Here is a 13,726-nt window from a genome sequence, read left to right on the forward strand (position 1 = left end):
CCCGAGCCACGGAACGAACGCGCCAAAAGCGGGCGCGGAACACCCGACCCACAGGCGCAGACCGAGCCGAAAATCGCCGCGTCCTGGCCGCTGTTCCGTTGGATCTGGAGCGGTTACCTGACCCGCTACAAATGGCTGATGGCCCTGGCGGTGGTCTTCATGTCCATCGAAGGCGCGATGTTCGGCTTTCTCAGCTACATGATGAAACCGATGTTCGATCAGGTGTTCATCGGCGGCAATCGCGATGCGCTTGTGTGGGTCGCGTTTGCCGTGCTGGGCATTTTCCTGACCCGCGCCGTGGCGAGCGTGATCCAGAAAGTGCTGCTGACCCGGATCAGCCAGTTGACCATCGGCGATATCCGTCAGGACTTGCTGGCGCATCTGATGCGGCTCGATCTCGGCTTTCACCAGACACACGGACCGGGTTACCTGATCCAGCGCGTGGAAGGCGACGTCAACGCCATTTCCAAGGTCTGGTCGGCGTTGATCACCGGCGGGGGGCGCGACGTCATCGCGCTGATCTCCCTGATGGTTGTTGCCATCAGTATCGACCCGCTCTGGACCCTCGTGGCGCTGGTCGGGGCACCGGCGCTCGTGTTCCCGACGGTTCTGGCGCAACGCTACGTCCGACGGAACGCGCGCAGGGCACGTGACCTCGCCGCGGCATTGTCGAGCCGCCTCAACGAGGTGTTTCACGGCATCGTTCCGGTCAAGCTCAACCGCATGGAAAAGCACCAGTCACGACATTATCGCCGTCTGACCCGTGAACGTATCCGCATTGAAACCCGATCGAGCTTTGGACAGGCGATGCTCCCGGGGCTGATCGACATCATGTCCGGCATCGGCTTTGTCGGTGTGCTGCTTTATGGCGGCGCCGAGATCCTCGAAGGGGAAAAGACCGTCGGCGATTTTATGGCGTTTTTCACCGCGATCGGGCTGGCCTTCGAGCCGCTGCGCCGCTTGGGTGCGATTTCGGGGATCTGGCAGGTGGCCGCGGCCTCGATCGAGCGGATTCGGGAATTGCTCCAGACCGAGCCGCGCCTGCGCGATCCCGAAATGCCCGTAGAGGCCCCAAGCGGTGTGCCGGGCGTTGCGCTGCGGGATGTGCGCCTGTCATACGGAGAGGCACCCGTTCTGCGCGGTGTGAGCCTGATCGCCGAACCCGGAAAAACCACGGCGCTCGTCGGCGCGTCCGGCGCCGGGAAATCCACGGTGTTCAACCTTCTGACCCGGCTGGTGGATCCGGAAAGCGGATCGGTCGAGATCGGCGGCATATCGGTCGACGCCATGCGGCTGCGCGACCTGCGTGGTCTGATCTCTGTCGTTTCGCAGGACTCAGCGCTGTTCGACGAAAGCCTGCGCGAGAACGTCACGCTGGGCGCGGAGACCGTCACTGAAGGCGCGCTCGAGGCCGCGCTGGAGGCGGCGCATGTGAGTGATTTTCTGCCCCGGATCGATGGCGGGCTGGACGCTCGGGCCGGACCGCGGGGGTCCAATCTCTCGGGTGGGCAACGGCAACGGATTGCCATTGCCCGCGCCATCCTGAGGGACACGCCGATCCTTTTGCTCGACGAGGCGACCAGCGCTCTGGACGCGCGTTCCGAAGCGGTGGTTCAAGCCGCGCTCGAACGGCTCGCCAAGGGTCGCACAACCCTTGTCATCGCGCATCGGCTGTCCACCGTGCGCAATGCGGACAAGATCATCGTGATGGATGGCGGGCAGGTTGTGGACGAGGGCACCCATTCCGAGTTGATGGCGCGCGAAGGCCCCTACCGTGCCCTGTACCATTTGCAATTCGACAATTCCTGACCCGACCGCGATCCGCGTCGCGGCGACCGCATAAACTCAACGATATCCCTGAAGACCAACCGGCCCGGGATTGGCCATCGTTCTGGCTTGCATCGCGTGGTGCCAGAAGGATCTGCCCACGCCCGTCAGCGGCGGTATCGCAGCGCAAGGGCGTGCGGGTCGCGCCCGGCGAAATACAGCCCGAGGGTGGACAGGTTGCGCCCCCCCCGTCTGATCCAGCCCGATGAGGTGTAGCGCGCTGCGGATGTGGTTGCGGTCACGGGCAAGCGCTTGGGCCGAGGCAGCGCCCGCGCGAAAGCCACGTCCTCCATCAGCGGAATATCCTGATAGCCCCCAGCAGCGTGGTATGTGTCACAATCCACCAACAATCCCTGATCGCCATAGGGCAGCCCAAAGATGGCAGAGCGGAGATTGGCCCAGCCTGCAACGAAGCGCGGCGCAAATCCGGGCGCGTCAAATGCCAGTCGGGCGTAATAGGCGCCCGTTTCGCGAAGTGCGGGCTGTATGGCCTCTGACCACCCGGAGCTCAGGCGCGTGTCGGCGTGCAGGAAGAGCAACCAGGATCCCGTGGCAAGTTCGCCCCCCCGGCGCAACTGCCCGCCCCGAGAAGGCGCACCGCGCGCGATCCGCGCGCCGGCCGCATCCGCCATCGCCAGCGTGGCATCGGTCGAGCCGCCGTCCGAGACGATCAACTCGCGGATCAATCCCCGGCCAAGCCCTTCCACAAGCGCGTCAAGCGTCGCAGGAAGGCCTGTCTCGGCATTCAAGGTGGGAATGATCACGGAAAGCGGCGCGCGCATGCTGGGTCTGTTCGTCTGATGGTGAACCTCCTATATGGCACAAGAAGGCATCATGGAAACGGAGTTGTCGACATTGACGCGCACAGTATTCAAGCTGACCGGAGCGGACACGCGGCATTTCCTTCAAACGCTCGTGACGAACGATGTCGCGCGGCTCGATGAGGGCATGGTTTATACCGCGTTGCTGACGCCGCAGGGCAAGTATCTGGCCGATTTCTTTCTGGTGCCCGATGGTGACGCGGTGCTGGTGGATGTCGCAACGGGCCTTGCGCCGGGTCTGCAACAGCGTCTGAGCATGTATAAGTTGCGCTCGGACGTGACCATCGAGGCAACCGATATTGCGGTGACACGCGGCTTGGGCACCCCGCCCGAGGGCGCGTTTACCGATCCGCGTGATGCGTCTCTGGGCTGGCGCGGCTATGCCGGTCAGCCGGGCGAAGACGTGAACTGGGACGCTTTGCGTGTTGCGGCCTGTGTGCCGGAAAGCGGCATAGAACTCACACCCGATACTTTCATTCTCGAAGCCGGGTTCGAACGTCTCAACGGGGTCGATTTCCGAAAGGGCTGCTACGTCGGTCAAGAGGTGACAGCCCGGATGAAGCACAAGACCGCCCTTCGCAAAGGGCTTGCGCGCGTGAAGGTCGAGGGCACCGCGCCCGTGGGCAGCGATATTGAGCACAACGGCAAACTTGCCGGGACGCTCTACTCTCAGGCGGGCAATCAGGGGATCGCCTATCTACGGTTTGACCGGGCCGGCCCCGGCATGTGCGCGGGTGACGCAGCCGTGCATTATGAGGGGTGACCGGGACCGAGTGCCTTCGACACCCGGACCACGGCCCGTTCCGCGCCCGCGCGCGTGAACAGGCGGGCCGATGCGGCATTGAACGTCCAGTAAAGCGCCGTCCATCCAGTGCACCCAAGTTCTGGTAAGCGTGCTTCGACGGCACGGATGAGCGCGGTGCCAATCCCTTTGCCGCGATGCGCTTCGGCCACGGAAATCTGATCGATCAGGGCCAACCTCTCCGCGTGGCGAAAGGCATCGGCGGCGCGATCCTGCACCTGCACCAGAGCGTAGCCCAGCAGCGCATTGTCCCGTTCGAAACCCAGAATCAGCGCGCCCTGCTCCAGACGATCTGCGAAGAACGCTGCAAAGGCCGAATCCGTCGCGCCATCATGAAACTGATGCGGGCGCGCGTGACAATGAACGGCCTGCACAGACCGCAAGAGCGGCACAAGACGGGGAATAGCGTTGTGATCGAGTTTTATAATCATGTTGGGCCTCCTGACTGGGGTGCCGGAGACCTGACCATTGTTCTTCACCCCGGCGGTCGCACGGGATCGGGCGTGCGGATTATGCGCGCTCGGAATATTCCATGGTTTCGGTGTTCACGATGATGTCTTCATCCTGCCCGACAAAAGGCGGCACCATAACCTTCACGCCGTTCTCGAGGATGGCCGGTTTGAAGCTGTTGGCCGCTGTCTGCCCCTTCACCACCGGTTCGGTCTCTGCGATCTTGCAGGTGACCTTTTGCGGCAAGGTCGCGTTAAGCGCTTCTTCTTCGTAGAATTCCACAACGATGGTCATCCCGTCCTGCAGGAACGGGCGACGGTCGCCAAGAATCTCGGCATCAAGCTGCACCTGGTCGTAGGTTTCCGTGTCCATGAACACGAGCTGCCCCGCATCCTCGTAGAGGAATTGCATGTCCTTCTGCTCAAGCCGGACACGCTCCACCTTGTCCGCAGAGCGGAAGCGCTCATTGAGCTTTGAGCCATTGCGAAGGTTACGCAGTTCGACCTGTGCAAAGGCACCACCTTTGCCGGGCTTGACGTGATCGACCTTCACCGCGGCCCAAAGCCCGTCATTATGCTCAAGCACGTTCCCTGGGCGGATCTCGTTCCCGTTAATTTTAGGCATTTGGCAAAACCATGGCAAAAGGTTGATGATCAGTTACTCGCACCTATATCTGGGGCTGGTCCGGCAAGCAAGACCACGAGATACAGTGCTGCACCCGCAGCGAGCCATGCGCTCAGCGCAACGGAGCTATGACATTTCGGGGTATCCGAATCGGTGCAGATAGTCCATAACCCCGCGACACGCCGGAAAGACAAGAGCCAAAAAACAAAGGTCGAACCATGAAAGATTTCGTTGACGGCACTGCGTTCAATGCAGAACAGGGCAATCGCGCCCGTAAGCTTTTTGCTGCCGTGGTGCTGGCTGCCCTAGACGACGCGATCGCTGACGACAAGAAATACGGCAACGGTCCAGAGCAGATCGCTCGCTGGGCACGCTCGCGCGACGGACGTGAAGTCCTGTCCTGCGCGGGTATTGATCCTAACGAACGCGTCGTTAAGGGCCTGATGGAGTTTGTTGGCAAGGGGGTGCGGACATCCGTGGCCCTGTCTCGCGAGGAAAGCGAGCGCCGCAACGCTGCCGCACAGCAGGCTGAAGCCGCCTGATATATCTTGCCTAGCAGCAAGAAAAGCATGCCCCGGTGGGGCATGCTTTTTTCGTGTAATACCAAAATTTCGGGCATGACAGAGCGCGGTTCACGACAGGCCGTCGTCCATCACCGGCCCTGACATAGCTCATCAATTGCGGGCGGCGTCTGCGCGTTGGGTTGTGCGGGTCGGTCCATCTGCGCCCGCGACACCAAGCGGACACCCGTACGGACCATGCCTCCGCCGATGCAACGCCGCCAAAAACCAAGAGCTTCGCGCATCTTTCTTGTGTCGGCCAGCACCGCAATGCGCGCGCAAAGGCCCGCTACACCAAAGGCCATCGCACAAGAACACCGGGGACAACCGTGACGACGGCGGAGGTGTCTTGATATGGTGACGCCCGGCCCACGGGGCCGGAAAGGCTCCCCCGTCCTCTGGTTCGCCCCAAAACGCCGCCGAAAGCACAAACCCGAGCTGGCCCGGTCAGCGGTCCAGACCGATGCAAGCCAAAGCGGATTTCAGTCGAAATCCTGGCTGATCAGGACACGGTGGATTTCACGACGGACAAGCTTGCGCACGTTGCGCGTGATGCGTTCACCAAGAGCGCCCTGCAACTCTTGCCGGACGATTTCGGCCACCATCTCGCGCAACAAATCCTCGTCAATCTCAATCCCATCGCCCAAAAGAGACGGGCGGGGCTCAGGCGAGGATGCTTGCCGCGCTTCGCCTTTCTGAGGCGCGTGTCGGCTTGCGCCGTCCTCCATCATCGGGCGGTGCACAAACGTCCCGTGCAAATCCGTGCCGGGATCGTCCTCATCCCACTGGTCCGAGCGCCGGGCCACCACGTTTTCGAGCGCCGCGATCTTCTCTTCGAGCGTCGATGCGGCAGGCGCATCAGCTTCATCTCCGGGTTTCTGCAAATCTGCTTGTGTTGAACCCGGCGCTTTATCCGCCAGCGTCTGAGCAGCGCTGTCCTCCGTGGGCGTTTGTGCCATAGGCGCTTTGTCAGGCTCAGCGGGCGTTTCATGGGCCATGGTTTCAATGGCTTGCCCCGGGTCAGATGCGTCACGCTCGGACGCTTCATCCGGGGTATGCGCATCAGCCCGTTCTGATGTCGCCTCGATTTCCTCCAGAAGATGGTCAAGCTCATCCCTGACAAGAGATTGCAAGGTCGTCTCTTCTGCCGCGTCTTTATCCATCTGAGCGTTCAGCGGCTGCGACAAACCGGCCCGATCATCTGTGTCTCGGCCTAAAAGAATGTCTTCAGTGTTCAGATCTGGTTCTTTGTTCCCGGCATCACCCGCGTTCTCCGGGTCGCGCTGCAAGGCAAGAGCGTGGTCAGTCTCACCCTCAGCGATCAGGGTGGCGGGCCCATCGTTTACTGTCTCGGACGGGAGCGTATTGAATCCTTGCATACCCTCCGACATCTCATCCGGTTCAGCGGCTTTGTCCGCCGATGCCGCAGACGCCTCAGGCGCGGCACGCTCTTCTGAGGACGCATCAATCGGCGACCGCGCGGATTCGGTTCTTGCGGCGGCCCCCTCACCGGGCGCTTGCGCGGTCGAAGTGTCGCCAGCAGGCTCCGGTGTATTGGTCGGGTTCACAAGCAGAACCGGTGCGCCCGGGTCAGGGGCCATCGCCGCATCGGCAGCGCGCTCCAGTTCGTCGCGCACGCGCTGAGCCGGTGTCAGGACAAGTTTGCCCTGCTCCTGCGCGCGCCGTTTGGGAGGCTTGCGCGCATCTTCGGACACAAGTCTTCGTATGGAGGACAGAACGTCCTCGATCTCAACATTGGTTACTGGGTCTGACATGCCGATCCCGTTCTTGCCTGATGCAGGACTTTACCGGCACGCGCAGATTCTCTCAACAGATGCGAACAAGTCTAATCTTTACCCAAGGCCCTCAGGACACGGTCAAGCTGGTCACCCTGCCGGCTCAGGCCCGAAGGCGCATCCTTGACCAGGTTGTAATAGGCTGCCGGGTCATAGCGCGGCACGTTGAGATTGAGCGCATCCGCCGTCAGCTGGCCTGTTGCGGCCAGGATGGCATAGGCTGCAAGCGTCTCATCCACCTGTGCCGAGACGAGACTTGCCCGCGCATCCAGCAGTTCCTGTTCGGCGTCGAGCACGTCAAGCGTGGTGCGCGCGCCAAGCGTGGCTTCTTCGCGCACGCCGCGGAAAGCGACCGTTGCGGCGCGCACCTGATCGCGGAACGCCTGCGTCGACGCCTGCGCCACGGCAAGCTGCGCATAGGCATTGCCGACATTCTGTTCGATCTGGTGGCGCACCACATGAAGATTGGCCCGCGACTGGTCTCTCTGGGCCATCGCCTTGCGCACCGCTGACCGAAGCGCGCCACCGGAATAGATCGGGCCGCTGGCATTCAGACCAATGCTGCCCCCGCGCGAAAAATTCTGGTTGTCGAAATTCTCGGTCACGCCATACCGCCCCTGAAGGCTGATTGTCGGACTCGACGCCGCTTCCGCGATACGGATGCCGATTTCGTTGACCGTCACCAGGCGTTGCGCCCGCTCCATTTCCGGGTGCCCACGCACCGCAAGACCCTTGGCGCCGTTCTCCGTCGAGGGAATACGCGGCAACCCGTTCGGCGGCGTCAGCGAGCCCGGTCGGCGACCCACCGCGGCGTTGAACTCCTCGATTGCAATGGCAAGCTGCCCTTCCGCGGCCGACAAGGCGCTGCGCGCGGCGGAAATTCGCGCCTCGGCCAGTGCCACGTCCGTTCGGGTCACTTCGCCCACCTCGAACCGGTCCCGCGCAGCACGCAACTCCTGGCGGATCACACGCACGTTGTTTTCGCGAAGAGCGACGGTTTCGATCGCGCGGCGCACCTCCATGTAGGCAGAGACCGCGCGGAACAGCACTTGCTGCTCGATTGAAACAAGACCGGCGCGCGTTGCAAGCACGGCCTCCTTGGCCGCGTCAATCGACATCCGGTTCGCGCCGCCATCGTAAAGGGTGATCTGGGCCAACAGGTTGATGGAAGCCGTGTTGTTGGCAAACCCTTGCTCGACAAAGCGTGACGTAAAGACAGGCGCCCCACCGACAATCCGGGTCGCGCCCTGCGTCGACCCGGTCGTGCCAAAGGACCGGGTGATGTCGCTGCTCCAGGAGATGACGGGGCGCAACGCGGCGACGGCTTGTGCCACATCCTCGTCGGCAGCCCGGAGCACCGCTCGGTTCTGTTCCAGAAGACCGCTATGCGTGTACGCGTGGACCAGCGCATCCGCGAGCGTTTCCGCTTTCGCCGGTACGGAAAGCCCAACAGTCAGAAAAAGCGCCCCTAAAGCACCCTTGAACGTGTTCTTCGCTGCGGCAAGCACTGCCCTGCCCTCCTGATCACGGGGCGTTGGCGGCTCGATGTCCGCGCCCCAGGTTTCTTGGCCCAACGGCCTGCCTGTTATCCTCGTGACGCGCGGTGTCCCGGTTCGGTTCGACCTACAGCGCGAAGCTACGGGTTTTCTCGAACCCGTCCAGCACGGGCGCGCCCGCATTGAAAGCATATCGCCACGAAATCTTACCGTCCAGCTTGTAGCCGACCCGAACGGTGCCCAAGGCGCGATCCATGAAAATGGCCACCACCCGGCCACCGTCCTTGAGCTGCGCCGCGATGCTGTCGGGGAGTGTTTCGATGCCGCCCTCGATCATGATGACATCGTAAGGGCCATGCTCGTCCGCACCGTCAACCAAAGGCCCGCGATGCAGGATCACGTTATCGGCGTGGTGCTCCGTGAGCAGATCCTGCGCCTCCTGCGCGCGCGCCTCATCGTCCTCAACCGCGACCACCGCCTCGGCGATGCGCGCGATGATCGCGGAGGAATATCCAAACCCGGCGCCTATATCGAGCACCAGATCCTTGTTGTTCAGGTTCGCGGCGTCGAGCATCTTTGCAAAACAGCGCGGATCAAGAATCACGCGCCCGCCGCCGAGTTCGATCTGATCCTCTGCATAAGCGGCTTCTATCTTGTCGCGCGGAACAAAAGCTTCGCGCGGCAGGGACAGCATCGCGTCGATGATCGGGAACTCCGTCACGTCGGACGGCCTAACCTGTGTATCCACCATCATACGGCGGCGTGTGGCGAAGTCGGTCATTCGCTAAACTCATGTGTTCAGTTTTGTCCCCCGGGTTTTGCCATGAACCGACGCAAACGGCAATCGCTGCGTTGGGAAAAGCGCGCGCCGCGACATCGTCACGCGTTCAAACCCGCATATGCGAGGCATTGTTGCCTCAAACGCACCTAAAACGAGGCTTTCCAGTAGGCGACATGATGACCGGGCCATGCCTGAAGCGCCGGTCGCTGCGGATTTGCGCAGGCGAGCGCGGCTGTCTGTATCGCTTTCGGCGAAGTTTCGGTCAGGCCGTGATACCCAAGCGCTGGTCTGAAAGCAGCACAGCCATTCGAGGTGCGCTCTCCGATGCGAAACGCGCCAGCCATAAACCTTCATTCTGGAGGACAACAGCGCACTGTCCCCCTTGCGAAGCGCAAGCCGAACCGCTAAGCACTGCTCGCATCCACACGGTCGGCGAGTTGGCGGAGTGGTGACGCAGCGGATTGCAAATCCGTGTACACCGGTTCGATTCCGGTACTCGCCTCCACTAAATCACTGATTTCACTGTGCTTTTCCCATCATCACCCGCAAAAACCTCATAGCACACTCGTGGCACACTTTGCCCGTGACACGGACGATGGTATTGTGATTCCAGAGACTTACAGGTCACACGGGATCAATGAGCGGAACGCAGACCGAGCGCATCAACGAGAAACTGACGATCTATCGTCGCCGGCACCGCGCGACGCTGACAGGGCACTGCGCATCACTAGTTCTGCCTTCAATGAAGGCGCTATTGAAACCGCTCGCGATTGAGAGATCAAACTTCTCTCCGCGGAAGAGCTTGAGAAATTAGTGGCTCAATGACTGTCGCTGAACGGTTCGCACCGCCAAGCAATGTAAAGACCGCCACCGAGCGTAATTCGAGTGGTGACGGGAGAACAAAAAGAAAACATTTGCCAGCCGCGTCATTAAGTGGTGTAGTGCAACGTAAGAAGCGCAAGATGTGGGTAGATTCTACGCGTTTCGCCAAAAAATGAGAAGAGGCAACGATGCAGAACACTTCCCACGCTGTCATGGCTCAGCGCGTTGAAGCCAAAGACAGTCTCGATGACTTCCCTACTCCACCATGGGCGACTAGAGGGTTGCTCGAGCATATCATTGAAACTGACGGGCATTTATCGCAGCTCACAGCACTTGAACCCGCGTGTGGCAGAGGTCACATGGCTCAGGCTCTACGAGAGTACTTTGCCGAAGTGCATGCGTCTGACGTGCATGACTATGGCTTCGGTCAACAGGCAGATTTTTTGTCAGGTCTCTACCCTGCAGAGGGCTATGACTGGGTCATAACAAACCCCCCGTTTCGGCTAGCCGAAGACTTCATTCACAGAGCGATGCCGATTGCCAGGCGCGGTGTCGCAGTCCTTGTTAGAACCGTATTTATTGAAAGTGTCGGTCGCTACGAGAGACTATTCAAGCAGTTACCACCCACGACTGTCGCGCAATTTGCCGAAAGGGTTCCCATGGTAAAGGGTCGTGTCGACAAGAAAGCATCGACCGCTACAGGCTATGCGTGGATTGTCTGGGAAAAAGGAAAGACACAGGGTCCAAGGTTAGCTTGGGTGCCGCCGTGTAGAAAATTGCTTGAGAAAGATGGCGATTACGACAACGGTTTCCTTACGGGTACCACAACTGAGAATGGTCCATTGCAAGAAGAGCTCTTCGGATAGCGAGCTATGAATTGACAATAGTTTCTTGAAGTTCTTCGATTGACATAACCTCACCGGGTCGTCGATGCACCATTCTATGGCAGTTTGGGCAAAGCGGAACTACGTCGGCAACAGCTTCTCTCAAGGGCTTTTTGGAGCTTCCTGCGACAGCAATTGGCTTTTTGTGATGGATTTCAATTAAGCCCTTCGCTCCATCCCCGTAACACGAAGTTCCTTCAAAGCCACAAGCCTCACAAGAAATAGTGCCGTCGTCGTTTGAATAGTAGCTCATCGCATACTGCCTGAGACGCTGCGAACGCAGTCTTACCTTTGCGTTTACACTTTCGAGATTTCCCTCTTCAACAAAGACAAGTGGCTTTGTTGGCGTGAGCGCTTTCTTCTTTTCAGCCTCTGAAAACCCTTGCTGACTGAAGTTCTCGTCAACACCACCGAATTTCTCGACGAAATCCTTGCCTATCTCAGTAATGTAGTATTTGCGATCCACGTAGATCGCGAGGTCATCACGTTCGAGGCGGTCATGTGATTTTAAGTTCCGAACTTTTTGGCTGAACTTGTCATCATTCCTTCCCTCTAATGGCTCCAAGTCTTCGCCTGCGGGTTTCATGGCTTCACGGAGCACCCCCATCAAATCCGAAGTGGACAGACCAACTTCCTCTGCTTGAAGCAGTGCCCTTAGTGCAGGAAGCACCAAGTCACTTTCTGTAACGGTCTTAGTCATGTGCAAGACGCTATCATTCTAATGGTGGGTTTTGAAACATCCTTGCTTGGGCACAATAGATTTCCAGGGAGAGCCAAGAACTGGAGAGAGATAACAGCACGCCGAAAATCGTCATTTCCCACTCGTAGCTTGCTTTGATCACGAGGAGGACGATGTTATTTTGATTGCATAGACTTAGCCGTCAAACGGGATCAATGAGCGGAACGCAGACCGAGCGCATCAACGAGAAACTGACGATCTATCGCCGCCCGCGCAGCACGCGCTGGCAGGCACGCATTCGTCTGTCTAACGGTGAGTGGCATCGCTTCTCAACGGGCAAGACCGAGTTTGAAGAAGCGAAGGAAGAGGCGCTGAAGCAGTATTACACTGCTGACTTCAAACAGAAAAACAAACTGCCGCCGTCCACGCGCAAGTTCCGTCGTGTGGCAGAGTTCGCGAAGCAACGGATGCAGGAAGAACTCGACTCAGGTGGCGGTCGCGTCGTGTTCAAAGACTACATCACCGCGATTGACCGCTACCTGATCCCGTTCTTCGGCAACAAGTCGGTCGCGTCGATCAAGGTTTCAGATTTGAAAGAGTTCGATGCCTGGCGCACGGAGAAACTCGGACGGCGCGCGGCACACTCCACGATCAACACCCACAACTCGGCACTGAACCGCGTTCTGGACGAGGCGGAGATGCGCGGATGGATCACATCGTCGATACGCCCGTCCCTCGTGAACAAGGGCAAGTCTGCCGACAGTCGCGGGTCGTTCACCGACGAGGAATACAAGTTCATCTATACCAAGATGCGGACTTGGTACAAAAACGCGCATCGGCAGGACACGCGAGAGACGCGCGAAGTTCTGCGCAACTACATCCTCTTTCTGGCGAACACCGGCGTCCGGCACGGCACCGAGGCACTGAATCTCAAGTGGAAGAATGTCTCGTGGTTCGAGAAGGACGGTGAGCGGTATCTGTCGATCTATGTCAGCGGCAAAACCGGCGGTCGTGAACTGATCGCCCGAGACAACACACGCGACTACCTCGACCGGCAACGCGAACTGAACGCTGATCTGACGAACATGACCTTCGACGAGGTTCTCGTGGCCAAGGTCGACGACCATGTCTTCAAGACCCGCAGCGGCAGTGTCGTAACGCTCTACAATCTCGCCCGCAGTTTCAAAGCGTTCTTGCGCGAGTTCGACATGGAAACGGGTTCGGACGGCAAGGTTCGCACGCTCTACAGTTTCCGGCACTTCTACGCGACGCAAGGTCTGTCGAAGGGTTTCAGCACACACATTCTGAGCAAGCAGATGGGCAACTCGACGCAGATGTTGGATCGATTCTACAGCAAACTGAGCGCGAAACTGAACGCCGATCTGCACTCGGGACGGAACGAGTTGACGAGCAAGAAGAAGGACGACGAACCGGCAAAGAACACGGTTCACGATCAACTCTTCGACCTACTCGACCAGAAGCACCTGTCCGAAGACGGTCTACTGAAGGCACTGGGCGTCGGCGCGGACGGGTACGAACCCAATGCGTCGAGCACAATGCGCGCTATCGCATCGTTCAAAGCAGGTGGTCTATCGGAAGACGGACTGCTCAGAATCTTGGGGAACTGACACAATGCCAAGCCAACATATACTAGTTTGCGACGAACTCAGGTATGTTGGTAGATGAACTTTCGAACATCCACTTTTGAATTTCGCTGCGAGTCCCGCTCGCCCACGGCGTTAGCCCATGGCGAAGACAGCCAGAAGCCGAAGTTCACTGTAGTTAGGAGACTCGAAAGCGCACACTCCAAGGAACTGAGGTTCGATCCTGTCCGACAGCACATCGCCCTGACCAAGGCGCGCAGCAAAAAAATTCATCAGAGACCCAGACATTGGACAAAAAATCGATCTGCGATACGGTCAGAGCTCATAAGAGCGATCATATGGTGATCGGGATAGTGCGCTTGCACCCAGCCGTGAAGCACAACACAAGAGGGGTTTAAAGCGGATTGGACACCTCACCATTCGGTAGACAGACTTATGAAGTCTGCACATGCTAGGAAACTGTTGGGAAAATTTGACGATGTTTGTGACCTGAGACCCGTTTCCTCCTCCATTTTGAGGTAGAGTCCGTCCCAACGAAGGAGACGGACAGAATGAAGAGATTACGGTTCAGCGAAGAACA

General features: G+C 59.3%; 12 protein-coding genes and 1 tRNA gene. 6 read left to right on the forward strand and 7 right to left on the reverse strand.

Annotated elements, in window-relative coordinates; all coding sequences use genetic code 11:
• Positions 1–138: 138 nt before the first annotated feature.
• The gene (locus tag J1C49_RS18785) at positions 139–1,809 is read left to right on the forward strand and encodes an ABC transporter ATP-binding protein (protein ID WP_227447392.1); all 1,671 of its coding nucleotides are present in this window, start codon (positions 139–141) and stop codon (positions 1,807–1,809) included.
• 125 nt (positions 1,810–1,934) lie between these two features.
• Here the strand turns inward: J1C49_RS18785 and J1C49_RS18790 are convergent, their stop codons facing one another.
• Positions 1,935–2,609 carry a TIGR04283 family arsenosugar biosynthesis glycosyltransferase gene (locus J1C49_RS18790; protein ID WP_227447381.1) on the reverse strand — a complete coding sequence of 225 codons (675 nt, stop codon included), beginning with the start codon at positions 2,607–2,609 and terminating at the stop codon, positions 1,935–1,937.
• A gap of 52 nt (positions 2,610–2,661) precedes the next feature.
• Between J1C49_RS18790 and J1C49_RS18795 the strand changes: the two genes are divergently transcribed.
• The gene (locus J1C49_RS18795; protein ID WP_227447382.1) at positions 2,662–3,411 is read left to right on the forward strand and encodes a folate-binding protein YgfZ; all 750 of its coding nucleotides are present in this window, start codon (positions 2,662–2,664) and stop codon (positions 3,409–3,411) included.
• Here J1C49_RS18795 and J1C49_RS18800 read toward each other — a convergent pair.
• Both J1C49_RS18800 and efp read right to left on the reverse strand, forming a co-directional pair.
• Positions 3,399–3,881 carry a GNAT family N-acetyltransferase gene (locus J1C49_RS18800; protein WP_227447383.1) on the reverse strand — a complete coding sequence of 161 codons (483 nt, stop codon included), beginning with the start codon at positions 3,879–3,881 and terminating at the stop codon, positions 3,399–3,401. The genes J1C49_RS18795 and J1C49_RS18800 overlap by 13 nt on opposite strands.
• 79 nt (positions 3,882–3,960) lie before the next feature.
• Positions 3,961–4,524 carry an elongation factor P gene (efp, locus tag J1C49_RS18805; RefSeq protein ID WP_227447384.1) on the reverse strand — a complete coding sequence of 188 codons (564 nt, stop codon included), beginning with the start codon at positions 4,522–4,524 and terminating at the stop codon, positions 3,961–3,963.
• A gap of 218 nt (positions 4,525–4,742) precedes the next feature.
• On the opposite strand from efp, the gene J1C49_RS18810 reads away from it, so the two are divergent.
• Positions 4,743–5,066: a DUF6280 family protein gene (locus tag J1C49_RS18810; protein WP_227447385.1), complete on the forward strand. Its 324-nt coding sequence runs from the start codon at positions 4,743–4,745 to the stop codon at positions 5,064–5,066.
• Between the two features lie 500 nt (positions 5,067–5,566).
• On the opposite strand, the gene J1C49_RS18815 is transcribed toward J1C49_RS18810, so the two are convergent.
• The 3 genes from J1C49_RS18815 to J1C49_RS18825 form a co-directional block, all read right to left on the reverse strand.
• The gene (locus tag J1C49_RS18815) at positions 5,567–6,463 is read right to left on the reverse strand and encodes a hypothetical protein (RefSeq protein WP_227447386.1); all 897 of its coding nucleotides are present in this window, start codon (positions 6,461–6,463) and stop codon (positions 5,567–5,569) included.
• 467 nt (positions 6,464–6,930) lie between these two features.
• Positions 6,931–8,388, reverse strand: a complete 1,458-nt coding sequence (locus tag J1C49_RS18820) for a TolC family outer membrane protein (protein WP_370639435.1) — start codon at positions 8,386–8,388, stop codon at positions 6,931–6,933.
• Between the two features lie 115 nt (positions 8,389–8,503).
• Positions 8,504–9,157 carry a protein-L-isoaspartate O-methyltransferase gene (locus tag J1C49_RS18825; RefSeq protein WP_227447387.1) on the reverse strand — a complete coding sequence of 218 codons (654 nt, stop codon included), beginning with the start codon at positions 9,155–9,157 and terminating at the stop codon, positions 8,504–8,506.
• A gap of 431 nt (positions 9,158–9,588) precedes the next feature.
• Between J1C49_RS18825 and J1C49_RS18830 the strand changes: the two genes are divergently transcribed.
• Positions 9,589–9,662, forward strand: a tRNA-Cys gene (locus tag J1C49_RS18830).
• 505 nt (positions 9,663–10,167) lie between these two features.
• Positions 10,168–10,845 (forward strand): class I SAM-dependent methyltransferase, encoded by a 678-nt coding sequence (locus tag J1C49_RS18835; RefSeq protein ID WP_227447388.1) that lies wholly within the window; start codon positions 10,168–10,170, stop codon positions 10,843–10,845.
• A gap of 4 nt (positions 10,846–10,849) precedes the next feature.
• On the opposite strand, the gene J1C49_RS18840 is transcribed toward J1C49_RS18835, so the two are convergent.
• On the reverse strand, positions 10,850–11,563 hold the full coding sequence (locus tag J1C49_RS18840; protein ID WP_227447389.1) for an HNH endonuclease: 714 nt from the start codon (positions 11,561–11,563) through the stop codon (positions 10,850–10,852).
• 194 nt (positions 11,564–11,757) lie between these two features.
• Between J1C49_RS18840 and J1C49_RS18845 the strand changes: the two genes are divergently transcribed.
• Positions 11,758–13,170 (forward strand): site-specific integrase, encoded by a 1,413-nt coding sequence (locus J1C49_RS18845; protein WP_227447390.1) that lies wholly within the window; start codon positions 11,758–11,760, stop codon positions 13,168–13,170.
• Positions 13,171–13,726: the final 556 nt, after the last annotated feature.

It is taken from the genome of Cognatishimia sp. F0-27, assembly GCF_020667845.1.
In the GTDB taxonomy this organism is placed as follows: domain Bacteria; phylum Pseudomonadota; class Alphaproteobacteria; order Rhodobacterales; family Rhodobacteraceae; genus JAFMPQ01.